This is a genomic window from Candidatus Doolittlea endobia, assembly GCF_900039485.1.
GTDB classification, from domain to species: Bacteria; Pseudomonadota; Gammaproteobacteria; order Enterobacterales; family Enterobacteriaceae; genus Doolittlea; species Doolittlea endobia.
Window position 1 is genome coordinate 727,580 of the sequence record NZ_LN999833.1, and the last position, 25,460, is coordinate 753,039.

Sequence of the window (25,460 nt, forward strand, 5' to 3'; positions counted from 1 at the left end):
AGCGTAAAATGGGAAAGGCTTTCCTTATTACACAGTAGATCAAGACTGCGAATCTAGAACTATTCATGTATCAACGATAGTCTAGTGTATATTTTTAAAGCGCCTCAATAGTGAGGAAACTAAAATGTATAAAAATCACTTGACATCAAACTTTTCGCTTATCAAAGCATTTGCTTTTCAAAATCAGAAATGATGCAATTATCAATATCTGCATCATATGATGACAGGCTCTAACTAACCCAAAACATCATAAAGAATGAGTTGACTCCTAAAGAGACAACAGCGTACCTTAGGGTACTTGTTATTTTTTAGTTTTATTAGCGCGCCCTGTAGGATTCGAACCTACGACCTATGGCTTAGAAGGCCATTGCTCTATCCAACTGAGCTAAGGGCGCATAGCACCATCTTTGGTGCTGAATGCGGTTTAGCTTATACGGAGGTAAGCGTTGGAGTCAATAGCCTTGCTGTCTATTATGCTGCTAGAAAATGGGCAGGATAAATGATATATCTGACATGTCAAAATAATGCTCTTAACCTGATTACATTGATGGATGCTCGATTTAGATGGTAGCAAAAATAATTGATGGCAAGGCCGTTGCCCAACAGGTTAAAAGAGAAGTAGCCGCACGGGTGCAAACGCGTGTGAAAGCAGGCAAGCGCGCACCGGGACTAGAGGTAGTGCTGGTTGGCAGTGATCCCGCTTCGCAAATTTATGTTTCAAGTAAACGTCAAGCCTGTGCAGACGTTGGTTTCATCTCCTTCACTTATGACTTACACAATACTGTCACGGAAGCGGAGTTGTTGACCTTAATAGATCAATTAAATGCCGATCATCGGGTAGACGGGATTTTAGTACAGCTGCCGTTGCCGAAGGTAATAGATAGTATCAACGTACTCGAGCGCATTACGCCGGATAAAGATGTAGACGGTCTCCATCCCTACAATATCGGTCGCCTGTGCCAACGCGCGCCGTTGCTGCGTCCTTGTACCCCGCGCGGCATTATGACATTGCTGAAATGTTATCATATCGATACCTTTGGTCTTAACGCTGTTGTAGTTGGCGCCTCCAACATAGTTGGTCGCCCAATGAGCCTCGAACTGTTGCTAGCGGGTTGTACTGTGACCATCGCTCACCGTTTTACTCGTGATTTACGGCGCCATATTGAAAATGCTGATCTGTTAGTCATTGCAGTAGGAAAAGCAGGCTTTATTCCCGGCGAGTGGATAAAGCCCGGCGCGGTAGTTATGGATGTGGGGATTAATCGTCTGGAGAACGGCAAGGTGGTAGGGGACGTAGATTATGCTAGTGCCGTCGAGCGCGCCGCCTACATTACACCTGTGCCTGGCGGCGTGGGACCAATGACAGTGGCCGCCCTTATCCAAAATACTTTACAAGCTTGTGAAAATTATCACGATACGACAATGTCGGAATCTTAACTATATCTCATCCCTTACATCTGTGACTTTTGAAAATTTTAGACTGGTACGAAAACGGTTTGGTGATTAAGCAGGCACAAGATCGTGTGACGGTTAACACACTGTAGTGAAAACTACCAGCACAAGCCCTTTAACCACGGCGCCAAATCGTCCCCTGGGGGCTGTCTTCCAGCACAATGCCGAGCGCAGCCAGTTTATCCCGTGCTTCATCCGCTAAGATCCACTGTCGGGCTTTGCGCGCGTTATTGCGCTGTTGGATTAACGATTCTATCATGACGTAATCCTCAATAGGACCTTGTTGTAGAAAGACATCTGGTTCTTGTTTTAGCAGACCAAGCACGCCGGCTAATTGGCGTAACGTTGCAGCCATCCCCTGTGACACCGTCGGCTGTTCACGTTTCAGGCGGTTGATCTCCCGGGCTATATCGAATAGAACAGAATAGGCTTCCGGCGTATTGAAATCATCATCCATTGCGGCGATGAATTTCGTCACAAATCGGTCCCCGCCTTCGGGAATGGCGCTTGCATCGGTATCGCGCAAGGCGATATAGAGGCGCTCTAAGGCTGTACGTGCCTGTTTGAGATTATCTTCATTGTAATTTAGCTGACTACGGTAATGGGCAGACATCAAGAAATAGCGTACAGTTTCAGCATCGTAATACCGCAAAACGTCGCGTACGGTGAAAAAGTTTCCTAGTGATTTAGACATCTTTTCGCGATCAACCATTACCATGCCAACGTGCATCCAAACGTTCACATAGGGACCGTCATGGGCGCAAGTAGACTGCGCAATTTCATTTTCATGATGTGGAAATATTAAATCCGACCCACCGCCGTGAATATCGAAATGATGGCCAAGTTGTTGACCGTTTATAGCCGAACATTCAATGTGCCAACCTGGGCGGCCATAGCCCCACGGTGACGGCCAGCTTGGTTCGCCAGGTTTTGACATTTTCCATAACACAAAGTCCATAGGATTTCTTTTCACAGTAGCTACCCCGACATGGGTGCTAGCCTTAAGCTGCTTGAGATCTTGACGGGACAACAAACCATAATTGCTGTCACTGTTTACAATAAACATAACATCACCGTTATCTGCCACATAGGCATGATCTCTACTAATGAGCTGACTAACCAGTTCGACTATAGCATCTATATAGTGAGTAGCGCGCGGCTCCTGATCAGGACGTAGGATATTTAACTGGTCGAAATCGCTATGCATTGCTCTAATCATACGCTCAGTAAGTTGCTGAAAAGTCTCTCCATTCTCAGCTGCGCGGTGAATAATTTTATCCTCTATATCGGTGATATTACGAACATAATATACTTTATAACCGCAGTAGCGAAGATAGCGGGTGACAGCGTCAAAAACGACGAAGGTGCGCCCATGTCCGATGTGACATAAGTCATACACGGTGACACCGCACACATACATGCCCACTTTACCGGTATGAATAGGTTTAAATACCTCTTTTTTACGAGTTAAGGTATTAAAAATTTTTAGCATAAAAAGTTTTTCCATGTGTCTGCGGATTATTTGTGTAGAACGACTAGGAATTAGAGTCAATAAACCTAACGAGGCATTGAACCTTGAAGTTGCAGCTATTGCAAGGGTATGGTATAGAAAAACTGGAAGTCGATGTATTTCGGGAAGAAAATAATTTCATTTTTACTATCTAGGCATCTTAATTAGACACACATTAAACTATCCAAGACGCAGGGATTTGAAAGTTCGCTTCAAGACTGTTCTGGTGCATTTTAAAAAATTACGCCAAAACAAATTGCCAATAGCACAAAGCTTAGTGCCGCAGTTGTTGTCTGTTGTCAAAACAATAATGCTAGTTGGTTGTTTTAGGCTTATGTTCACATAAGAACATAAGCCTTTACTTATTTTTAGCGCCACAGATATCCCACATAACCCTTTAGATACTAAAGCATGGTTCATTTATCAGGTCTCATTAAATTCAACTTATTATGTTATAAGCAAATCTGATCTATTGCCTAACGTGGAGTTTATTTCTGATTTTATAACAGAGTTGTCATACCAAAGGATCTTTCGGTCCAGACTTGCAGAACATTATTTATGGTCGCTTTACATATCAAGTACGATGATATTCTTATAGAAACCTTTCGGATAAAGCGCCGTTAACCGTTGAAGATTGTCTCAATTACTGCCGAAGGAAGTTTAATATCATTTTACATCACCTGATTAAGCGTTTTATGATCCAGAGAAGTGTTTATTCTTTCCATGAAGAAATCTATCCAGGTGTCGATAGAACATAAAGTCAACAATGATCTAAAAATAATAGGTCTTCATAAAGAAGACGTTAGTAATTCCACGTATGTCAACATTATTTGTCGCAGATATTCATCTTTGCGCACGAGAGCCGGCAATCACCGCCGGTTTTCTGCATTTTTTACGCGCGCGCGCGATAGCTGCGCAAGCGCTGTATATCCTTGGCGATTTATTTAAAGTATGGGTTGGTGATGATGATCCTAATCCGCTGCATCACGAAATTGCCGTCGCACTACAGGCACTAACTCAGCGCGGCATTCCCTGCTACTTTATCCACGGAAATCGTGATTTCTTGCTTGGCAAGCGTTATGCCGCTGCCTGCGGCATAACGCTATTGATCGCTCCGCAAGTAATGTTTCTAAATGGGCTACGGATCGTGATTTTGCATGGTGACGCGCTGTGCACCGACGATAACGACTATCAGCGTTTTCGCCGCTGGATGCACCAACGCTGTCTACAGCGACTATTTTTGTCCTTGCCGCTGTGGCTACGGTTGCGTATTGCCGATCGAATGCGTGCTAATAGCTTGCGCGCTAACTCTGGTAAAACTACCGGAATTATGGACGTCAATGCGCAAGCAGTTATAGCCGCGATGGATGATACCGACTCGACGGTGATGATCCATGGTCATACCCATCAGCCAGCGATCCATCAATTGCCCGGGAAACGTTGTCGTGCAGTACTTGGCGCCTGGTGCCATCATGGATCGATCGTCGAGGTTTCCACTAGCGGTGTCATACTGCATGAGTTTCGTTTCAATGGCTGAAATTCAGCGTCGCTGAATTTGTGCGGCGCTCTACTACTGATGGTGCAGTAGATATATTCGCTTTACTGAGACTGGTTATAGGCGTAAGATCTGTTACTACGCCGAGACGGTGTAGATACTATTGCATAGATAGGAGTTGACGCTCGGCAATATTATTTTTTATCGCTATTTTCTATTCTGCTTGGCGCCTGTTTTAATAGTATCACCTGTTCACCAAGACTTTAATTGTCACAACAAAAACATAATCAGCGTTGTGACAATAGGATTAACATGACCCGGATCAAAAAGGTGTTATCTAGAGTCTCGTCTCCGATTATGTTTCCAATGCATGTAAACGTTGTACATAACGTTCGGTACTTTTTAGATAGTGCAGCTGCTATAACTGACGGAGTTCCGATTCCGGTGGCTGCGCGCCGAAACATGTACAGCATGCATATAGGAAAACATCAACGCTAAAGCTCTCTAGAGCAATGTCCGCCTCACCGAGGCGTGTGATATGGCGGACAGCAACATCAAAGAAAAGTACTAGAAAAAACGTCAAATCAGACTAACACTCAACTCCTCGAGGCCACAAATCGCCTTCTCGATAAATAAACGAGCTGAACAACCGAGGCGTATCTTGTTGTTCTGAACACAAACACTAGTGGTCCGCCAGCCACTCTGTTCTCACCTCGTTGCCAATCATATTCAATATCACCGCGTGTGCGCTAACAACCAGTGTCGGCAACGGTAGTCCAAAAATGCGCCTCATATTGACTAATAGAGGCACTGTTTTGCGTTCAGTGGTCGCTGTTATACAGCTTTGGAGCTAGTTCATTAATGAGTCATTGCATTATTCCAATAATCTTTGCAGTACAGCCTGAGCATATTTTCCGCTTATCGTTGGAGGCTATTGTCTGGTGATAGGAGGCGCGAAGCTGAATGGTAGGATTCCATCTAGATGAAATTATGGGTCAGCGGGTAAAAAACCTGAGCACCGTCAGTAGAACTGACGCGCCTAGCAGCGACACTTCACTATCAAAAGCGATTCCCTTTTCGACGCTACTGCTACCGTTTGTGGAAGACCAGCCTCATCGCCCGAAGCTGTCATTGTTCTTGACCGTCGCGCTAAATAGTCGAAGAAAATAAATATTTTCACCCATTGGCAAGACTTGTCAACAGCCTCAAAGGGGCGGTTGCTAAACATAATTGATCCAGCAGTTGCTTTTGCGTTAAGCGGTCAGCCAAAAGGGGAAATATCACGGTTGACAAAGCTATTGTGACGTGCTAGCTCTCAGATGAGAGCTGTTTCTGGCCAGCGCTCGATTTCTGCGGTAATTACGCTTTGCTGGGATTAAATAGATTCGGATTCGGTATTGAGTCAGACCAAGAGCTCTGTGATACATAGAGGTTTGCCGGCTTGCTGTAGCATTCGATCCAATTGGTCGATGCCAATACGAAGAGGGGTTTCGTGTCCGTTCCCTCGGGTCAAGATTGTTCACCCTTCATTGGTTTGTTGTTGACGACACTGGCTCAGACGTTCAGTTAGCGTCGTATCATGCGGCACTAAAATTTAAGCGACTAAGAGAGCAGCGTTGGCTGCGCTGCTGCGCTGGCTTTACTATACGATAGAAACAGGCTGTTCACGCTGCTAAGTGTTGTGCTTTGTACTAGAACACCTAATACGGGAAGTAACGTCTTGACTGTTAGCATATCTAGCAGATGCACTGCGCCTCTGCGTCGGCAAAAATTACTTGTATAACTGTTTTCTGTCGCCTGCTCAGCGAAGCTGAATAACTTAGTGTGCGGTGTGCCGAAATAATTTTGCTTCAAAAAACGTGTAGTGCGATGCGGAAAATTGTAGGGTGCTCCAATCGCTTTGTGCCATGATAATAGCCATTTTGCCGTCTCGAAAGTTGCTTGCATACACGTCGTCTTCCTGGTTTATGAGGACCACAGCCCTAATTAATTGAGCGTAGAAGCATATCATGAGTCTAAAGAAAATATCGTAACTGCCGGATGCGTTTAGCCTCATGAAAACTGCTCTGCACAGACTGACAGTCTATGTTTTGTTCACTAACGATTTTATCTCATTCTGTGGCAGGGATTAACAAGATATAGCGTATAAAAATACGCACGCAGCCTCTATGAGAGGTACGCGGCCGCTTACTCTATGATGCATAATTGACTGATAAGTTGTGCAGGCCGTATATGGACGCTGTCGTCATGAATTAAAGATGAATTATAATACAAATTTTTTATTAATGTAGCGCTTGAACCTAATCATCTTTAAGCAATTTACCACACAATGATGGCTATACGCGAGTATCGCTTCTGAAAATATTACTGGAAAACAGATGAGTAAAGTACCTCGTTGGTATATTACTATCGCAGAAACATTATTGAGGTATTTTAAAACTGCTGAGTAAAAACATCACTTTAGCAAAGCGTACTAACTGTAATGCTTACACAGAATGAAAACATTGAGAATAGCATATTAAACTCAAATCGTGATCAGCAAGAGTTTCATTACTACATTCTTCAAATATCTATATGGTGTTGATGAATGACGCTGTAACGTCAAGTCGCGAAACTGTTGATGATCCACTAGTATCACCGGTACATTTACAACATAATGAGCAATTCCATTTTATGCATTAAAAGAACAACCAATGTCTTCCTTTAACTCCTGACGACTTAGCGAAAGAGTTGGCTCATTGAGTTTTCCAAAACTAATTCGCTTATTATTTAAAGCATACTAAACAGTTTAGATAATTGCAAAAGTTGATGTTTGAGTACTTGCGTAGTCCTTAACCGTAGACGCTAGAAAATCGCAAGCATCGTATGCTTTTAATCAACGGTTGATATCTGGAAGGTAATGTAAGAGTTAATTTTTGTGCCTGATATGAACGAGTTTTATTAATCGAAATACAGAGAATCAAATCATATATCGTGACACTTTACAAAGCAGATAGGCTTAGAGTAGAATCTCACACATTTTTGAAGAGATGCACTGGTCAGAAACAATATCGAGGTGAAATGCATATGCCGGTAATCAAAGTACGTGAAAATGAACCGTTCGACGTAGCACTGCGTCGTTTTAAACGTTCTTGCGAAAAAGCAGGTATTTTGGCTGAGGTTCGTCGTCGCGAGTTCTATGAAAAACCGACGACTGAACGCAAGCGCGCCAAAGCGTCCGCCGTTAAACGTCACGCTAAGAAACTGGCTCGCGAAAACGCACGCCGCGCTCGTCTATATTAATTTTCCGGCATACACGATTAACCCCGGTCGCGTAATTAATCTACAGACTTCGCTTCGCTATTATATATTAAAAGCTCTGTGTCATCCGGAAGGATTGCACTGTCTTTTATCGTTCAAGTGCTTATCTGACTGGACTTATGGCTGGACGAATCCCAAGTATTTTCATCAATGACTTGTTAGCATGCACTAACATCGTTAATCTGATCGATGTACGGGTAAAACTCAAAAAGCAGGGCAAGCATTTTCACGCCTGCTGCCCATTTCATCGTGAGAAAACTCCGTCGTTTACTGTAAATAGCGAAAAGCAATTTTACCATTGTTTCGGGTGTGGCGCCCATGGTAATGCCATCGATTTTCTGATGAATTATGACAGGCTGGAGTTCCTCGAATCTATCGAGGAGCTTGCCATTCAACACAATCTGGACGTGCCATATAAAACGAACGCCGACTCAAGCCAGAAAAAGTACCAACAGAGACAAAGCTTGTACCAACTGATGGACAAGCTTAGCAAATTTTATCAACAGGAACTACAGGAACAGACGGCATCGAATGCGCGTCACTATCTACAACAGCGCGGGCTAAGCAAAGCGGTCATTAATCATTTTGCCATCGGTTTCGCGCCGCCAGGCTGGGATAATCTTTATAAGCGTTTTCGTTGTTCAACAGAAGAACGAGCCTTGCTCAATGAGACTGGCATGATAGTTATAAATAAAAACGGCCGCACCTACGATCGTTTTCGCGATCGTATCATGTTTCCCATCCGCGATAAACGCGGGCGGGTAATCGCTTTTGGTGGACGAATATTAGGTGAAGGTCAGCCGAAATATCTAAATTCTCCAGAAACAGATATTTTTCATAAAGGCCGCCAGCTGTATGGACTGCATGAAGCCCTGCAGCAACATACGAAATTATCCCGATTACTCGTGGTCGAAGGTTATATAGATGCCGTAACGCTAGCACAATTCGGTATCAACTATGTAGTAGCTTCGTTAGGCACCTCGACTACTCCTGATCATATGCAACTGCTGTATCGCATCACCGATCGAGTAATCTATTGCTATGACGGCGACCTCGCTGGACGGGAAGCGGCTCGGCGCGTACTTGAAAACGCGCTTCCCTACTTGACTGATGGCCGCCAGCTAAGCTTCATATTTCTACCGGACGGGGAGGATCCTGATATGCTAGTGCGCAAAATCGGCAAAGAAGCATTTGAACAATACATTGCACAGGCGCAACCGCTGTCGACGTTTTTATTTGAGATGCTAATGCCACAAGTTGACTTAAGTAGCCCAGATGGTCGCGCTAAGTTGAGCATGCTAGCACTACCGTTGATAAGACAAGTGCCTGGCGAGGTATTGCGTCTCTACCTGCGCCAACAATTGGGCAATAAACTAGGGATCCTAGATGACAATCAACTAGAGAAACTGCTTCCCACAGCACCTCTGAAAGCAAATATTTCACTACGTCCGCAGATAAAACGCACAACCATGCGTATACTGATAGGATTACTAATACAGAATCCGCAGCTTTCCTCCTTAGTACATACGGTGAGGGAACTTGGACAGATAAATCAACCAGGCGTTCCGTTGTTTGTTGAATTAGTGCAAACCTGCCAGACTCAACCAGGATTAACCACTGGCCAATTGCTAGAGTATTATCGGGAGAATAAATTTTACTCCCAGCTTGAAACCCTGGCGATCTGGAACCACATGATTGTAGACGAGATGATTGAGGCTACATTTACAGATACCTTAGCAAGTCTTTATGCCTCCATACTTGAACACCGTCAAGAAACGCTTATCGCCCGTGAGCGGACGAACGGTTTGACGACCAAAGAACGCCAAGAACTTTGGCTGCTAAATCAAGCGCTGGCGAAAAACCTGAATGACAAGATTTAATTGCCGATATTTGATAGGCAAGATCCTACACGATGCCGTATTGGGCTGCGGTGAAAAACAAAGCCTAGATTTCTAGTTGGTGATGCGCTTTCACCAACCAACCGAATATTACTTTGAAGTGTGGATACCGTCTTATGGAGCAAAACCCGCAGTCACAGCTCAAGCTACTTGTCACACGTGGTAAGGAGCAAGGCTATTTGACGTTTGCTGAAGTCAATGATCATCTGCCGGAGGATATCGTCGACTCAGAGCAGATCGAAGACATTATTCAAATGATAAATGACATGGGCATCCAAATGATGGAAGAAGCACCGGACGCCGATGACCTACTACTGACCGAAACTACTTCTGATACCGACGAGGATGCGGAAGAAGTTGCGGCGCAGGTTTTGTCCAGCGTAGAATCCGAAATTGGGCGAACTACAGACCCCGTGCGCATGTACATGCGTGAGATGGGTACCGTTGAGCTCTTAACACGCGAGGGAGAAATCGATATTGCTAAGCGTATTGAAGATGGAATTAATCAGGTTCAGTGCTCAGTTGCCGAGTACCCTGAGGCTATTACTTACCTGCTAGAGCAATACGATCGCGTTGAAGCTGGCACGGCTCGCCTGTCCGATCTTGTTACCGGCTTCGTCGATCCTAATGTGGAAGAAGATATAGCGCCCACCGCTACCAATATCGGTTCCGAACTCTCCGTCGACGAAATCGTCGATGATGGCGAGGAGGAAGAGGACCGCGACGACAGCACAGATGATGATAACAGCATCGATCCTGAACTGGCGCGCCAAAAATTTGTTGAGCTGCGCAAACAATACGAAATTACTCGTACCGTTATTAAAACTAACGGACGCAGCCATGCTAAATCGGCTGCTGAAATTCTCAACCTTTCCGATGTCTTCAAGCAGTTTCGCTTTGTGCCAAAGCAATTCGATTACCTAGTCAATAACATGCGTGCCATGATGGATCGCGTACGTACCCAGGAACGGGTGATTATGAAATTGTGCGTAGAAATCAGCAAGATGCCTAAGAAAAACTTCGTCACGTTGTTTGCAGGAAATGAAACTAGTGAAAGCTGGTTCAGTACCGCTCTAGCAATGAACAAACCTTGGTCGGAAAAACTGCACGCAGTCGACGATGATGTGCACCGCAGCTTGCAAAAACTGCGCCAGATTGAAAAAGAAATCGGTTTGAGCATTAAACAGGTAAAAGATATTAATCGTCGCATGTCGATCGGCGAAGCCAAAGCGCGACGAGCCAAGAAAGAAATGGTCGAGGCGAACTTGCGCCTGGTTATATCTATCGCCAAGAAATACACCAACCGTGGTCTGCAGTTCCTTGATCTGATTCAAGAAGGCAATATCGGTTTGATGAAGGCGGTGGATAAATTTGAATACCGTCGTGGTTATAAGTTTTCCACCTACGCCACCTGGTGGATCCGTCAGGCCATCACTCGCTCTATCGCCGATCAAGCACGCACCATCCGTATTCCGGTGCATATGATTGAAACCATTAACAAACTCAACCGTATCTCCCGGCAGATACTACAGGAAATGGGACGCGAACCGACGCCAGAAGAGCTGGCGGAACGCATGCTGATGCCGGAGGATAAAATTCGTAAAGTGCTCAAGATTGCTAAAGAGCCTATCTCCATGGAGACACCTATCGGTGACGATGAAGATTCGCACTTAGGGGATTTTATCGAGGACACTACTCTTGAGCTGCCGATAGATTCAGCTACTTCGGAAAGTCTACGTTCAGCTACTCACGATGTGCTAGCCGGTCTGACTGCGCGTGAAGCTAAGGTTCTGCGCATGCGGTTTGGTATCGATATGAATACCGACCATACGTTAGAAGAAGTTGGTAAACAATTTGATGTTACCCGAGAGCGTATCCGTCAAATCGAAGCAAAAGCGCTGCGTAAGTTGCGTCACCCGAGCCGTTCTGAAGTCTTACGCAGCTTTCTGGACGATTAAGTGCCGGTGTATCTAATGTGCACCTGCTTATCCACAGGCAGCATAGATTATGTAATAAGGAGGGGCGGACATGGGTGTCTTAATTGAAAATCGGTGTCACGGCGGTGGATTTTCTGCTCAAACTTATAACGCCAGGCAAACGTGTCTCAATAACTAAATAACTAGTGACATTTCCGGACAGGTCAAAAGTTAACAGTGAAAATAACGTGTTGCATCTGTTCTGTAGGACAGAGAATCTTACTTGTGAGTCCCATTCATTCAACAACTCATTGACGAATTATCAGCCATTATGATGAAAAAAATCGATGTTAAGATCTTAGACAGCCGTATTGGCACTGATTTCCCACTCCCGACTTACGCCACTACGGGGTCCGCCGGTCTGGATTTACGCGTTTGCATCGATGAGTCGATGGTGCTGACTCCGGGAGAAACCACCCTGATTCCGACCGGGCTGGCTATTCACATTGCCGATGCCAATCTGGCGGCAATGATCTTGCCACGTTCCGGATTAGGGCATAAACAAGGTATTGTTTTAGGCAATTTAGTAGGACTAATTGACTCCGACTACCAAGGGCCGCTCATGCTTTCGATTTGGAATCGCGGTAAGAATATTTTCATAATTGAACCTGGAGAGCGCATAGCACAGATGCTCTTTGTGCCGGTTGTGCAGGCGGAGTTTAATGTGGTGGTATCCTTTGATGCCAGCAAACGTGGTCAAGGGAACTTCGGTCACTCCGGGCGACAATAGCTTAATGAGTATTTAGTTCACTATCATTAAAAACCTATTAATAGTGCACTATATAGATAGTACTTGGTGTTTAATCATAATTAATAATGATAACGCAAGATCTATGTGAGAAAATACGCAGGTATTGGTGCAAATGCTTGCGTCCAGATATGATAGGCAATGTGTTATTAGTGCGAAATTAGCACTACTAGTTAGTAGTAGTATGTGAGAATGTTGTTGCTAATTTTGGCAATAAATGATTTTATGAGGAAGACGTTTAATGTTATATCGCTTTAGAATAGATCTTGTTTATAATAAGATGACTAACAAGCGTTAACTTTTCAGTCTAAACATAAGAAAATGCGCTGGTTACTAATAAGTAGTCCTCTGTACGTATGTCATTAGTATTGACAGCAATATTTTATCTTGTGACGTCATCTTATTAGCGCACACTTGCAGTTCTGAGTGCCAATCAGCAGTTGAGTATCGCTAAAATCACTATGAAGTTCTTTTAACAAAGGGCTCGCAGCAAGTCCGCAGTCAATGGCAACAACACCGACAAAAAATGCATAATGTCACTAAATGCCTAACTATTATAACTGCACAACAAAACAGTATATTACTCGCCGCGTAGTACCTATATAGTAGGTATAATATGTATGATGTGAAAGAAAATTAACAGCAAAAGAGCATCAAAAACTAACGTCCTTCTGTGAAATCACCACGTCTCGATCCCATCTGACACGCCTTAACTATATTTACGCATCACGATCGTTGCGTTGGTGCCACCGAAACCAAAGCTGTTACTCATGACTGTGGTTAACACACGCCTGGTCGGTTCAGTAATAACGTTCATGCCTTCTGCTTCTGGATCAAGCTGTTCGATATTGATGCTCGGAGCGATAAATCCATGTTCCAGCATTAGCAACGAGAAGATAATTTCGTGCACTCCGGCAGCACCGAGAGAATGACCGGTCATCGCTTTCGTAGAAGAAAACGCCGGATGCTGGCTGCCAAAGGTTTCTCGGATAGCCCACAACTCCTTGACGTCGCCAATTGGCGTAGAAGTTCCGTGAACGTTTAGGTAATCTACCGGAGTATGAACATCTTTCAAGGCCATCCGCATGCAGCGGATGGCGCCTTCACCGGACGGCGCGACCATGTCCGCACCGTCAGAAGTTGCACCATAACCGATAATCTCAGCATAAATATGAGCGCCACGGTTTAAAGCATGCTCCAACTCTTCCACTACTACGATACCGCCGCCACCGGCGATAACAAATCCATCGCGATCGACGTCATACGTGCGCGACGCTTTAGTCGGCGTTTTGTTATAGCGAGTGGATAATGCGCCCATAGCATCAAATTCACAAGCCATTTCCCAGCACAGTTCTTCACCGCCACCCGCGAATACCACATCTTGCTTGCCGAGCTGAATCATTTCCACCGCATTTCCGATACAGTGTGCAGAAGTTGAACAGGCGGAGCTGATAGAGTAGTTAACGCCACGAATTTTGAAAGGGGTCGCCAGACACGCTGACACACCGGAGGCCATCGCCTTGGTAACCATATAAGGTCCCACGCCGCGCAGGCCGCGAGCACGCATGTTATTAGATCCGACAACTTGATTGTGCGGTGAGCCACCGCCGGAACCGACGATAAGTCCAGTACGGTCGTCGGACACCATGTTTTGAGTCAGTCCAGAGTCAGCAATCGCTTGCTCCATAGACAAAAAAGCGTAGATAGAGGCATCACTCATAAAGCGCGCTATTTTGCGATCAATTAGCCCGGTGGTATCGAGTTTGATATTGCCCCAGATATGACTACGCATCCCAGAATCTTTCAATTCCTGAGAAAAAGTAATCCCGGAGCGGCCTTCTTGCAGTGAGGATAGGACTTCTTTTTGATTGTTACCGATACTTGATAAGATCCCCAGGCTGGTAATCACTGCACGTTTCATTTAATACCTCTTATAATGATATTTGAATTTCAGTTACGCAATTCAGCTTACATATGTAAGCTGAAACAGTCCGATCAGGGGATGTTAGCAAAATTTGCACTGGAAAGCCCGCGTGGTTAAAATCACCCTGTTTCCTGCCGTAAGTCTGCAGTCGTTGAACTCGCCATATCGCACTGGAGCAACATAGTTGCTCTATTTTTCTAATCAGGAAAGTCTAACGTTTTCTGTATGAAATGGTTTACTTGCCCGCTTTAGGCATAGTTCGTTTCAGCCTTTCAAGTAACACACTGGTATTATGGCATGTTTTTAATACACGCTGCCGGCAGCAACCGGAAACCGGTGAGCGGAGATTGAATTTTATTAGCTTTGCAAGATCCGCTTGAGAAGGAAGATTTTGTTATATGCTTAAACTATAGCAAATGCTGACGCTGCTCGTGAGGGAACCTCTATTGCTCTAGCTGCAACCACCGGTAACAGTTACCATCGATTTCTGCTAGTTTACGTTAGAATTATTCATTGATTTTTACGATGTCAATACGCTACTCCTGTACTGAATGTAAGATTGATCACCCACAATATTTCTCTATCTTTGCCCCGCTTACTACATCAAGCCGGTGTCGCGGTAATAATAGTTAAAACTCTAGCAATTGGCGGCGTAAGGGTATTATCCCGTTTAGCGCCAGATATGGCGACCTCTGTAACGGCTGCTGGCCTGCTTGTGCCGAAGGCGCCATGTTTGGACTCGGTAGATGTTCTCGGCCAAAAGCACAGAATATCTGTAGCACGATCTGTAATTTATTAAAATGACAGCCATTAGTTGTACTTTTTAAAAAATAACTGCAATCTTGTGTGCTGTCGTCACAAGATTTCAGGAAAATTGCAATACAGTAGATGCTTACCAGAAAAGTGTCGTGTATGAAAACTATGCTTTCATGGCGCATGAAGCCGTAGATTAGGTGTGCTATTTAAAGCAATTACAACTTTAATCTTACTTAAGGAAATAAAAAGCAATAATTAGTCAAAGAACAAGGAATGCAGATATAATCTTCTTTAGCGCAGATTTTTAATTTATCAGAATAGTATTAAAGTTAATTTCTCATTCTCATTCAGTATTCCTGCATTCAGATACATTCGTTGCCATATCGGCGATAGTCTAATTTATATCTAGTCGAGCACTTCGATAGAAAAATGAAGTTTTAAACTTTCCGAATGACCGTAACATCAAATAACATTGGCTTGAAAGTAAAGAACGTGTTTACCATATGTACTTTAAAAAAAGAAGAGTATGGAAATCTGTACAAAACAACCTAAAGTAGAATGATTAATAAAGCCAAATAAGGCGCTGTTGCAAAGGATAACAGTGTTCTTATCCATGCAGTGTTTGGAATCCTAAGAATACAATGCTTCTGTAACGGTTATATCACCGATATACTCTTTAATTTTTAAATAAGCTCATTTTGTTTGACCATCTGGCTTAGCATAAGTTCTGTGTCCTTCTTACTAACAAACATCCTGTGGTCGATCAGAGTAAAGAGGGGTAATATTAATATCGTACAGCTATTCTGCACGAGTGTGTATCAGCGCAAACACTCATAACGATACGATCTCACTTTGAGACAGTGTATATAGCAAGCCATGTAGTAAAGCTGATGAAATTCAGGGTAATACTCATGCGGTACTAAAAATTTAGTACTACATTTGCAGACTGTATGAAATGTTCTAATTTCATTTCTCTATCTTACACATACACCAGACTATCGTCGGCATGGCAATGAATGCTAGCCTTAAGCACTGTCCTGGTGGATTGAAAATATGCAAGCAAACAAATAATGGTCTTATATACGTAACTTGCTAACTGTTTTGTGTTTAAGATCGCATAAGAAAACGAGTCATTATTCATTTTTTTTTTGCGAAATGCACAGACGCTACAGAAATAATTAACGTTGTTAAGAAAATTCGACTTAACTTTTTACATGATGGATATATAAGCGGTTATAATGTCCTATTGAACGTCTTTAGTTGTGTAATCAGAAAATATATCTATCAGATAGAGCAGAATAACTTTACGTACCACAAAAACGCTTTGCTTATAAAGCTATTTTCTTTCAAAATCAGAAATAATACATGATCTTGCCATCGCTAAGAAAAATATTGTATCCCGTTATCGGGCTAACAACCTTTTCTATTAATTAAATAAGAGAGTGTTTATGGGCATAGTCCCTGTAATCGATATACTGCAAGGGCGCATGCCGGCTAACAGTGAGGTCACTGTACAAGGTTGGGTGCGTACTCGCCGGGATTCCAAAGTTGGAATATCCTTTCTTGCTGTCTATGATGGTTCTTGTTTCGATTCATTACAGGCTGTTATTAATAATACCTTACCGAATTATCAGAACGAAATTTTACACCTGACAGCGGGTTGTTCCGTGTCGGTCACTGGTCGGGTTATTGAATCCCCTGGGGGTGGTCAACGTTACGAAATTCAGGCGCAAGTAATTGAAGTGATTGGTTGGGTAGATGATCCTGGTACCTATCCCATAGCAGCTAAGCATCACAACATGGAATATTTACGCGAAGTCGCTCATCTTCGGCCACGCACCAACCTTATCGGCGCAGTGATTAGGGTACGTCACACGCTGGCACAAGCCATTCATCGTTTCATGGACGAGCAAGGGTTTTTCTGGGTATCAACGCCGTTGATTACTGCTTCCGATACGGAAGGCGCCACTGAAATGTTCCGTGTGTCCACACTTGATTTAGAGAATCTGCCGCGCACCCCCAACGGTAAAATTAATCATGAGGAAGATTTTTTCGGAAAAGAGACTTTCCTGACGGTGTCAGGACAGTTAAACGCTGAAAGTTACGCCTGCGCTTTGTCGAAAATCTATACCTTCGGCCCGACGTTTCGGGCGGAACATTCCAATACCAGCCGCCATCTCGCCGAATTCTGGATGATTGAGCCAGAAATTGCATTTGCTACCTTGGATGACGCTGTCGGTTTAGCGGAAGCTATGTTGAAATATTTATTTCAGGCGGTATTGACTGAACGAGCCGACGATATGCAATTTTTCTCTGAGCGGATCGACAAAGAGGCAATAAATCGTCTCAAACAATTTATCAGTGCAGATTTTGCACAAGTCGACTACACCGAAGCAATAAAGATCCTGGAAAACTGTGGTCAGATTTTTGAAAATCAAGTTAAATGGGGCATTGACTTATCTTCGGAACACGAACGCTATATAGCAGAAAAATACTACAAAGCCCCGGTGGTGGTAAAAAACTATCCTAAGGATATTAAAGCGTTTTACATGCGGATGAATGACGATGAAAAAACCGTTTCAGCCATGGATATCCTAGCACCAGGCATCGGTGAAATCATCGGCGGGTCACAGCGTGAAGAGCGTCTAGACCGGTTGGACCAACGTCTTGCGGAAATGGGTCTCAATAAAGACGATTACTGGTGGTATCGGGATTTGCGTCGCTATGGCACCGTTCCGCATTCAGGATTCGGATTAGGTTTTGAGAGACTAATAGTATATATTACGGGAATACAAAATATTCGTGATGTAATTCCCTTTCCGAGAAGTCCACGAAATGCTAATTTCTAACTATTGTTCTTGTAAAAAGTCGTATGAGTTCACTGAAGCTATGGCACAATGTGCAATGCTACGTACAAGAAGGACAACTTTCAGTCTAATCACCTATCGTTATGTTCTGCTATCGACAACTTGTTGAATTTTTTAAATACATTAGAACGGCATTAAAGCTTATTCGCAATTAAATGGTAAAGGGTATAGTCGTATGCACAAATTATAGCTGACGGTAAAACCAGAGCGACTGCTGCAGTCTGATTGCTCCTATCGCGCATAGTGCCATAGGAATGCGGCATAGTGTCTAAATATTAGAATAAGACAAAGAAGCTTACAAGAATCACAAACTACCGAAACGTGTAACAAATTTTTTCTATTTGGCGATGCCTAATAGCGACACGTGTCAAAAGTAAAACTTTCTTCCTTATTACGTCCGAGTCTGCAAGCACATTTTGCGTTCGTCTTCACTCAACGAGACCAGAAACGCATCGCAATCAAATACGCGCGTTATATATCCTTGCAAAACTCCTTGCCCCTACACTGGCCAGTTGCAATGCCTAACTGAGGTAAACGCCATAGTAGTGACGCTAAGTAGCAATCTACTAGGCGAAATCTTCGCTAATGAAGAAAGGAGTTTCATTAAATACCGGCGCTACGGACAACAGTTCCTTTGCTTCGCTTCTACTGCTTTGTTCAATTTTAAGCATTAGCTCATACCAATCGTTTTCAATGCGATATATAATCAGGCGGTTAGTACTTCCGGATATATCGACATCAATGGGGGTGCGGCAATCGTTCATCGAGGTATTCGATAATAATGCGAGATTGTAAAACATCAATTCACGATCGACTAGTGCCGATGCGGCACGATAAGGATTAAGGTCAATCCCTTTTCCGCCAACACGATGCGCCCTTGATGGCTGAAAATGTCACGCGTGTCGGAAAATAGCATCATCACCGAACATTTTTGGCAACAAAAGTCACGAAAACTCCAAGTCTTTTAAAAAAGACGGCGAATTAACCCTAAAGACTGTCATCACAAGATGAATATCGAGAATAGCCTATTTAATACCAAGTGATAGTCTAAACTCATTTAGCATTATATCAATATCATGATGGGTAATGTAATTAAACCTAATGTGCACGGTTACGTTCCATATGTGTTTTATCTAATAAATAATCAATGCCTGCTTGTCTTTTACTCTTGACAAAAGCCATGAATACTGCAGTCAGTATCTGATACTTGACTGGCACAATCATTAGATGGCATATGGCCGCCGAGAACCATCATCAAACTTATGTCGTGAAAATAAATCTGGAACGTTTTCAGACATAGCTTATAGTTTGACTATAACATCGAAGGCCATTAGCTTCGATTTATAACAAGGGAAAAAAATCCCAATCTCTATTATAAAAATAAGAAGATAGAATACCAATCAATCTAAATTAGAGCCCGTCAAAAAGTTAATTATAAATAATATAAATGAGCTATTTTACAAGATAAACCACTGCTCCGAATATCAAAAGTAGGTAGTGACAACAAGTTATGAGTTTTCGTTATTAATTTGAAGCTATAGGCAATTACCCTTACAAAGGTTATCCATTAAACAATGCTGATTGTGCGTAATATGTTATACCGACGCTTCCTCTTACGATATGGACATTGATTTAATCGATTGCCAAATTACTCAGAGTTGAGATAATTTTACCTGATTCTCGCACTAACGCTCATGCGGTTTCAGTTTATGTCCTGCCGCTAATTTGATTGGTGGGGCGGGTTGTTATTAACGTATAATTTTAATAAGATCGAAAAACATGGCAGAGAAACGCAAGATCTTTCTGGTAGGGCCTATGGGTGCTGGGAAAAGCACTATTGGTCGCCAGTTGGCTCAACAACTTAATATGGAGTTTTTCGATTCTGATCAAGAGATTGAGCGACGTACCGGGGCTGATGTAAATTGGGTATTTGACGTGGAAGGTGAAGACGGCTTCCGCAATCGAGAAGAAAAAGTCATCAACGAACTGACCGAAAAGCAGGGGATTGTGCTGGCCACCGGTGGTGGCTCCGTGAAGTCACGCGAAACACGTAACCGCCTTTCCTCCCGCGGTGTGGTTATCTATCTTACAACCACCATTGAAAAACAGTTGGCTCGTACGCAAAGGGATAAAAAACGTCAACTGTTGCAAGTCGACGCTCCGCTGCATGTAGTGCTTGAAGCGCTGGCGCGCGAGCGTAACCCACTGTATGAAGAAATAGCGGACATGACTATACATACTAATGAACAAAGTGCCAAAGTTGTTGCTAATCAAATTATCAATTTACTAGAAAGAAGCTAATCTAAATTCATAAGATACCGAAAAGGTTATTTAACGTATCTCTCCGATTCCCATTGCTGTCAGATCATTCTATGATCTTGTCTTGCGCTCGTCATTGGTGATCTGGAAGAGTTTTCTGTCGCCGGTTATCAACGCGGAGCGCGTTGTATCCAGGCACTAGTCCTACATATTAACCCCTCGGTTGGAGGCAAAATCGTTACAAACCATCCTCTAGGAAAATATGATCGGCATCTGTTATTAACTCATATTTATAGTCATTGATTTGCGTCACTGCAGCATGTACTGGAGCTGCAAGCGCTAGCTTTATTGCATCCGTTGTTGCTGTGAACTGAGAGCCGATGTAGTAAGCTACTGATGAGTAGACTATCTGAAAGAGCACAGGAAGATTATCTAAACACTCATCGTTAAACCGGTTGAGTCTGTTCCGACCTTTAAATATTGGTCCAGCGCTGAAATTTGAATTTTAAACTGATTCAAGTTGCCAAAGTGTGAGGTAAGTATAATACAGTTTTATTTGGCTTAACTTCCGGCGCCGAAAGTTAACGGAATAACAGGTCCTTCCCGAAAGAACTGAGTGTGCCAAAATGGCTTCTACGCTGACGTAAACCATAGTAACACACACTATCATCTGAAGCTGAAATAAAAGCACAGCAAAGAGTAAATAAGTAATAAAGGCATGAAAAAAACTATTTCTAACATGGGTCGTCGGTAAATATCGTTGATTGAGGATATTCGCTGTCATCTATTGGGTGGTGACTGTTTAATAGAAACTATTGTTGGCACTGGTTCAGTTTTTTCAACACTGATTACGATCGATACATCTTCGCTGATATCAACAATGATTTTATTAATTTATTCAATATCATTGAAGAGCGCTCAAACGATTTTATCCGAGATGCCAGGCATTATTCTCCGATGACGCTAATATCCTACTCAGTGAATTACATCTCTGTATAGACATTCATCAACGCTCGGTGCTACTTTTATGTCTTAACCGGCGTTGCTATGACGGGCTATGCCGATATAACCTAAATGGAGGGTTCAGCGTTCCTTTCAGACCTTATAAAAAGCCGCATTTTCCGGAGCTGGAACTGTACCAGTTTGCCGAGAAACCCAGTCGAGCGATATTTATTTGCGAACACTACCAATAAGCGCTATCCCGCGCCGTATCTGGTACGGTGGTATGTTGTAATCCACCTTATGTGCTGCTTTCAATCACCGCAAACTTTAGAGACGAATCTACAGAACTTCATCAGTAAGCTGTTTCGTGATAGTCGGATATCAGTGTTGGTTGCACGATACCACGCTGACTTGGCAATGGTATGGTGATGTGGTGCTGCATCGTGTTACGGCACATCGAACCATTAGCCGCAATGTTTTCAGACGCAGCAGTATAAATGAACTGTTAGCGTTATACTTCTGAGCGGGACTGCCAGCCATAGACTAACTGTAATTGACGGGAGATATAGATGAAAAACTATTTAATCGCTCCTTCCATCCTTTCTGCGGATTTTGCTTGCCTGGGTGAAGATACTGCTAGGGTGTTAAGTGCGGGTGCGGACATGGTGCATTTCGATGCGATGGATAATCATTTTGTTCCAAATCTTACCATGGGGCCAATTGTACTTCGATCGCTGCGTAACTATGGTATTACTGCCCCAATTGACGTGCACTTGATGGTACAGTCAGTTGATCGCCTCATCCCGGATTTTGCCGACGCCGGCGCCAGTTACATTGCTTTTCACGTCGAAGCGTCACAACATATTGATCGTTCTCTGCAAATCATTAAAGAGCACGGCTGCAAAGCCGGGCTGGTTTTCAATCCAGCTACGCCGCTGAGCTGTCTGGAGTACGTTATCGATAAACTCGATATCATTTTGCTGATATCGGTCAACCCCGGTTTTAGTGGCCAGTCTTTCTTGCCTTCAACCCTAGATAAATTGCGCCAAGCGCGTCAAATTATCGATCGCAGCGGTAAAGATATCCGTCTCGAAGTAGACGGCGGCGTCAAAGTGGACAATATTGCCGATATCGCTGCCGCGGGAGCCGATATATTCGTTTCCGGCTCTGCTATATTCAGCCAGTCGGATTACCGACCTGTTATCGACGCCATGCGTCAGGCATTAGCAGGAGCAACTGAGCATGTGTGATGCACGATTTATTCGCGGTATCACGTATAATGTTAATGGCCATTTCATGGCTACTGCCAACGTTACTGTCTCATTCAGCAAAGATAAACCGTTTTGCTGATCTTTCCAGTACTTAGGGCTACCACCTTTTGTTAATCAGGACTGTTTAAAATGAGCAAGTCCATCGTATTCAGCGGCACGCAACCTTCAGGAGAACTGACCATTGGCAACTATGTGGGTGCACTGCGTCAGTGGGTAGGCATGCAAGATGAATATGACTGTATTTATTGCATCGTTGACCTACATGCTATTACCGTTCGCCAAAATGCTTCTCAACTGCGTAAGGCTACGCTGGATGTTTTGGCGATGTATCTAGCTTGCGGTATTGATCCAGCTAAAAGTACAGTTTTCATTCAGTCGCATGTGCCAGAGCATGGCCAATTGAGCTGGCTGTTAAACTGTTATACCTATTTTTCTGAACTCAAGAGAATGACTCAATTCAAGGACAAATCGGCCCGTTACGCCGAGAATATTAATGCCGGGCTGTTTCATTATCCGGTACTGATGGCGGCAGATATTCTTCTCTATCAAACTAATCATGTACCAATTGGGGAAGATCAGAAACAGCATTTGGAACTAAGTCGTAATATCGCCAAACGATTTAACTCTCTGTATGGCGACATCTTCACCATTCCTGAACCGTTTATTCCTAAATCCGGCGCACGCGTGATGTCGTTAATGGATCCATTAAAAAAGATGTCAAAATCTGATAATAACCATAATAATGTCATCACTCTGCTAGAAGATCCAAAATCCATAGTCAAGAAACTTAAACGGGCAGTTACTGATTCTGACAGACCTCCGGTGGTTCGTTATGATCCTTTAGAGAAACCCGGCGTCTCTAATTTGCTAAATATTTTATCCGGCGTGACTGGTCAGCCGGTGGAAGAACTAGAACAGGCGTTTACTGGAAAAATATACGACCATCTGAAATCTGCCGTGGCCAACGCAGTATCGGAAATGCTGACTGCGTTACAGGCTCGTTATTGTGCCTTGCGTGTCGACGAAATGTATTTGAATAAAGTATTACGGGACGGAGCGGAAAAAGCCCGTGCTCAAGCTAGTGTAACTTTGGGAAAGGTCTATGAAGCAGTTGGCTTGATCGCTAAATTCTAAATCGTTTATATTCTATTCATATTCGGCATGATCTCAATATGACTGAGCACACGGCGCATTACCACATTTTTTAATGATTTCAGCAAAGGCAATAGATAATACGATTACACATCTATCAAGCAGACTTTTGATAAAATTGAGGTAATCTCTTGCTTGATCTACTGTTGAAAACAGTGAAGCCGGATTAGCTATCCTACTGTTTGTTTTACAACGAGAACACATCACATTAACTTTGCTATGCATTTAAAAATAAGAGGAACGAACTCTGGGTGGTTTTTCGCTCAAGGCAAAGGGACCAGATGGTGGCGAAGGTAAATTGAGTCTAGATTACAACGCTAGTTTATACTGTAATATAGTGCCTACCAATGTTAGAGGAAGAAGATGTCTGAATTGTTGCTTAACGTGAATATCGATCATACATATTACAACGTTGCGTAATGCACGCGGTACAGCGTGGCCGAATCCGGTTCAAGCGGATTTTATCGTAGAGCAGGCAAGCTCTGATGGCATCACCGTACATTTGCGTGAGGACCGCCGACATATTACTGATCGTGATATCAAGCTATTAAGAGAAACGATTCAAACCAGAATGAATCTGGAAATGGCAGCGACAGAAGAGATGATCGCTATTGTTTGCAATTTAGTGTGGCATTTTGCTGTTTGGTATCGGAAAAGAGTCAAGAAATAACCACTAAAGGTGGGCTACTAGATGTTGCCAGTTAGAGGGATCAGCTTTATCAAGCTGTGACTCGTTTAAGTGCTGCCGGCATACAAGTGTCGCTATTCATTGACGATGATGAACGGCAAATTGCAGCGGCAACGGACGTGGCGCGCCCTATATTGAAATGCATACCAGGTGCTTATGTCAATGCAGCCAACGAGGTTTCACATGCGGAAGAATTCGCTCGTATCCGTCAGAACACAGACTTTGTCGTCAAGCTGGTCTTGAAAGACAATGCCTACCATGGACTTAATTACCACAATGTTAAACCGGTGACCGTTTTGATGCATATGCAAGAACTGAACATTAACCACGGGATTATCAGCCGTGCCGTCATCGTCGATCTGGTAAGCGCGGTAAGGGACACGAAAAAAAGGGACATAAAAAATCTGATACGTGACGCGCACCGCTGATGGCGATTATCGGCATCGGCACCGATATCGTCGAGATAGGACGTATTGAAGCATTCGTCTCCCGTAGCGGCGATCGGTTGGCACGGCGAATCCTGAATCCAGATGAATGGCGGCAGTATCAGCAGCATAATCAGCCAATACGGTTTCTCGCTAAACGTTTTGCGATGAAAGAGGCAGCATCCAAGGCGTTAGGGACAGGTATCCGTGATGGGTTATCTTTTTCTCAGTTCGAGGTCTGCAATGATGCGTTGGGCAAGCCTTTTCTGCGTTTATTTGATCAGGCGGCAATATTAGCAACCCGCTTAGGCGTTACAGGTATGCATGTAACCTTAGCCGATGAGCGACATTATGCCTGCGCGACGGTCATTTTTGAACGATGATGCTGCAGTTTTATAGAACTACAAACGATCAACGTGTGGTGAAGAGACATGCATCGTTGTTGTTTTCGCCACGCTGCGAATCTGCAATAATGATATTTAAGATAGACCTACGGGACTTGTGTAATGCCTGATACAGGACGTATAGCGTCATCGTATACTCAGTACCATGCTTGGATGTGTCTTGTGGCCACTTTATGGCGAACAGTGTTTGATGCAGTTTTAGTGATGAGTAACAATATTTTATCAAATGACCATTTGCATTATATGCGTTAGTCATTGATGTTCTTTTGCATCCTTGATGGACCGGAATCGGTTAACGTGCAACTACGTGCTACTACTCACAATCACTTTTCCACCACCGTCTAAGACTAGACACCCCCATAGGCATCGACGCTTGGATGCTTGAAAAGCTTA

Annotated in this window: 15 protein-coding genes, 1 tRNA gene and 4 pseudogenes; 14 read left to right on the forward strand and 6 right to left on the reverse strand. The window is 43.5% G+C overall.

Features of this window, described 5'->3' with window-relative positions; genetic code table 11:
- Nucleotides 1-321: 321 nt before the first annotated feature.
- Nucleotides 322-395, reverse strand: a tRNA-Arg gene (locus A4A68_RS02680).
- 169 nt (nucleotides 396-564) lie between these two features.
- Here A4A68_RS02680 and folD point away from each other — a divergent pair.
- Nucleotides 565-1,437, forward strand: coding sequence for a bifunctional methylenetetrahydrofolate dehydrogenase/methenyltetrahydrofolate cyclohydrolase FolD (gene folD / locus A4A68_RS02685; protein WP_067566302.1), 873 nt, complete (start codon nucleotides 565-567; stop codon nucleotides 1,435-1,437).
- A 130-nt stretch (nucleotides 1,438-1,567) separates the two neighbouring features.
- Here folD and cysS read toward each other — a convergent pair whose 3' ends face one another.
- Nucleotides 1,568-2,944 carry a cysteine--tRNA ligase gene (cysS, locus tag A4A68_RS02690; protein WP_067566577.1) on the reverse strand — a complete coding sequence of 459 codons (1,377 nt, stop codon included), beginning with the start codon at nucleotides 2,942-2,944 and terminating at the stop codon, nucleotides 1,568-1,570.
- Nucleotides 2,945-3,779: 835 nt separating this feature from the next.
- Here cysS and A4A68_RS02695 point away from each other — a divergent pair.
- Both A4A68_RS02695 and A4A68_RS03510 read left to right on the forward strand, forming a co-directional pair.
- The gene (locus A4A68_RS02695; protein WP_067566305.1) at nucleotides 3,780-4,499 is read left to right on the forward strand and encodes a UDP-2,3-diacylglucosamine diphosphatase; all 720 of its coding nucleotides are present in this window, start codon (nucleotides 3,780-3,782) and stop codon (nucleotides 4,497-4,499) included.
- Between the two features lie 921 nt (nucleotides 4,500-5,420).
- Nucleotides 5,421-5,627 (forward strand): hypothetical protein, encoded by a 207-nt coding sequence (locus tag A4A68_RS03510; protein WP_158648179.1) that lies wholly within the window; start codon nucleotides 5,421-5,423, stop codon nucleotides 5,625-5,627.
- 27 nt (nucleotides 5,628-5,654) lie between these two features.
- Here A4A68_RS03510 and A4A68_RS03955 read toward each other — a convergent pair.
- Together A4A68_RS03955 and A4A68_RS02700 are read right to left on the reverse strand one after the other, a co-directional pair.
- Nucleotides 5,655-5,910 (reverse strand): annotated as a pseudogene (locus tag A4A68_RS03955) (5-(carboxyamino)imidazole ribonucleotide synthase); the annotation flags it as partial.
- 149 nt (nucleotides 5,911-6,059) lie between these two features.
- On the reverse strand, nucleotides 6,060-6,404 hold the full coding sequence (locus A4A68_RS02700) for a hypothetical protein (RefSeq protein WP_067566307.1): 345 nt from the start codon (nucleotides 6,402-6,404) through the stop codon (nucleotides 6,060-6,062).
- A gap of 1,119 nt (nucleotides 6,405-7,523) precedes the next feature.
- Between A4A68_RS02700 and rpsU the strand changes: the two genes are divergently transcribed.
- From rpsU to dut, 4 genes are all read left to right on the forward strand, one after another.
- Nucleotides 7,524-7,739, forward strand: coding sequence for a 30S ribosomal protein S21 (gene rpsU, locus A4A68_RS02705; RefSeq protein ID WP_067566310.1), 216 nt, complete (start codon nucleotides 7,524-7,526; stop codon nucleotides 7,737-7,739).
- Between the two features lie 137 nt (nucleotides 7,740-7,876).
- Nucleotides 7,877-9,637, forward strand: a complete 1,761-nt coding sequence (gene dnaG, locus A4A68_RS02710; RefSeq protein ID WP_067566313.1) for a DNA primase — start codon at nucleotides 7,877-7,879, stop codon at nucleotides 9,635-9,637.
- A 134-nt stretch (nucleotides 9,638-9,771) separates the two neighbouring features.
- Nucleotides 9,772-11,613: an RNA polymerase sigma factor RpoD gene (gene rpoD, locus A4A68_RS02715; protein WP_067566316.1), complete on the forward strand. Its 1,842-nt coding sequence runs from the start codon at nucleotides 9,772-9,774 to the stop codon at nucleotides 11,611-11,613.
- Between the two features lie 289 nt (nucleotides 11,614-11,902).
- A complete protein-coding gene (gene dut / locus A4A68_RS02720) occupies nucleotides 11,903-12,361 on the forward strand; it encodes a dUTP diphosphatase (protein WP_067566318.1) in 459 nt (152 codons plus the stop codon).
- Between the two features lie 727 nt (nucleotides 12,362-13,088).
- Here the strand turns inward: dut and fabB are convergent.
- Nucleotides 13,089-14,300, reverse strand: coding sequence for a beta-ketoacyl-ACP synthase I (gene fabB / locus A4A68_RS02725; protein WP_067566322.1), 1,212 nt, complete (start codon nucleotides 14,298-14,300; stop codon nucleotides 13,089-13,091).
- Between the two features lie 2,207 nt (nucleotides 14,301-16,507).
- On the opposite strand from fabB, the gene asnS reads away from it, so the two are divergent.
- The gene (asnS, locus tag A4A68_RS02730) at nucleotides 16,508-17,908 is read left to right on the forward strand and encodes an asparagine--tRNA ligase (protein ID WP_067566325.1); all 1,401 of its coding nucleotides are present in this window, start codon (nucleotides 16,508-16,510) and stop codon (nucleotides 17,906-17,908) included.
- A 409-nt stretch (nucleotides 17,909-18,317) separates the two neighbouring features.
- Here the strand turns inward: asnS and sspA are convergent.
- Nucleotides 18,318-18,845, reverse strand: a pseudogene (sspA, locus tag A4A68_RS02735) (stringent starvation protein A).
- Nucleotides 18,846-19,705: 860 nt separating this feature from the next.
- Here sspA and aroK point away from each other — a divergent pair.
- The 6 genes and pseudogenes from aroK to acpS all read left to right on the forward strand — a co-directional run bounded on the left by aroK (nucleotide 19,706) and on the right by acpS (nucleotide 25,046).
- Complete coding sequence (gene aroK / locus A4A68_RS02740) at nucleotides 19,706-20,227, forward strand: shikimate kinase AroK (protein WP_067566328.1); 522 nt, start codon at nucleotides 19,706-19,708, stop codon at nucleotides 20,225-20,227.
- 683 nt (nucleotides 20,228-20,910) lie between these two features.
- Nucleotides 20,911-21,650: pseudogene (locus tag A4A68_RS03260) on the forward strand (Dam family site-specific DNA-(adenine-N6)-methyltransferase); the annotation flags it as partial.
- Nucleotides 21,651-21,696: 46 nt separating this feature from the next.
- Entirely contained in the window at nucleotides 21,697-22,377 is a 681-nt protein-coding gene (gene rpe / locus A4A68_RS02745; protein ID WP_067566330.1) for a ribulose-phosphate 3-epimerase, read from the forward strand.
- 150 nt (nucleotides 22,378-22,527) lie between these two features.
- On the forward strand, nucleotides 22,528-23,532 hold the full coding sequence (gene trpS, locus A4A68_RS02750; protein ID WP_067566333.1) for a tryptophan--tRNA ligase: 1,005 nt from the start codon (nucleotides 22,528-22,530) through the stop codon (nucleotides 23,530-23,532).
- A gap of 381 nt (nucleotides 23,533-23,913) precedes the next feature.
- Nucleotides 23,914-24,666: pseudogene (locus A4A68_RS02755) on the forward strand (pyridoxine 5'-phosphate synthase).
- Nucleotides 24,666-25,046: a holo-ACP synthase gene (gene acpS, locus A4A68_RS02760; RefSeq protein ID WP_067566335.1), complete on the forward strand. Its 381-nt coding sequence runs from the start codon at nucleotides 24,666-24,668 to the stop codon at nucleotides 25,044-25,046. The pseudogene A4A68_RS02755 and the gene acpS overlap by 1 nt, the downstream one beginning before the upstream one ends.
- The last annotated feature ends 414 nt before the right edge of the window (nucleotides 25,047-25,460 follow it).

Excerpts from the sequence above, each read along its gene's own strand:
- acpS (WP_067566335.1), top strand. The coding sequence starts at position 24,666 with ATGGCGATTATCGGCATCGGCACCGATATCGTCGAGATAGGACGTATT.
- A4A68_RS02700 (WP_067566307.1), bottom strand. The coding sequence starts at position 6,404 with ATGCAAGCAACTTTCGAGACGGCAAAATGGCTATTATCATGGCACAAA.
- trpS (WP_067566333.1), top strand. The coding sequence starts at position 22,528 with ATGAGCAAGTCCATCGTATTCAGCGGCACGCAACCTTCAGGAGAACTG.
- rpsU (WP_067566310.1), top strand. The coding sequence starts at position 7,524 with ATGCCGGTAATCAAAGTACGTGAAAATGAACCGTTCGACGTAGCACTG.
- A4A68_RS02695 (WP_067566305.1), top strand. The coding sequence starts at position 3,780 with ATGTCAACATTATTTGTCGCAGATATTCATCTTTGCGCACGAGAGCCG.
- rpe (WP_067566330.1), top strand. The coding sequence starts at position 21,697 with ATGAAAAACTATTTAATCGCTCCTTCCATCCTTTCTGCGGATTTTGCT.
- folD (WP_067566302.1), top strand. The coding sequence starts at position 565 with ATGGTAGCAAAAATAATTGATGGCAAGGCCGTTGCCCAACAGGTTAAA.
- rpoD (WP_067566316.1), top strand. The coding sequence starts at position 9,772 with ATGGAGCAAAACCCGCAGTCACAGCTCAAGCTACTTGTCACACGTGGT.
- asnS (WP_067566325.1), top strand. The coding sequence starts at position 16,508 with ATGGGCATAGTCCCTGTAATCGATATACTGCAAGGGCGCATGCCGGCT.
- dnaG (WP_067566313.1), top strand. The coding sequence starts at position 7,877 with ATGGCTGGACGAATCCCAAGTATTTTCATCAATGACTTGTTAGCATGC.
- aroK (WP_067566328.1), top strand. The coding sequence starts at position 19,706 with ATGGCAGAGAAACGCAAGATCTTTCTGGTAGGGCCTATGGGTGCTGGG.
- fabB (WP_067566322.1), bottom strand. The coding sequence starts at position 14,300 with ATGAAACGTGCAGTGATTACCAGCCTGGGGATCTTATCAAGTATCGGT.
- cysS (WP_067566577.1), bottom strand. The coding sequence starts at position 2,944 with ATGCTAAAAATTTTTAATACCTTAACTCGTAAAAAAGAGGTATTTAAA.
- dut (WP_067566318.1), top strand. The coding sequence starts at position 11,903 with ATGATGAAAAAAATCGATGTTAAGATCTTAGACAGCCGTATTGGCACT.
- A4A68_RS03510 (WP_158648179.1), top strand. The coding sequence starts at position 5,421 with ATGGTAGGATTCCATCTAGATGAAATTATGGGTCAGCGGGTAAAAAAC.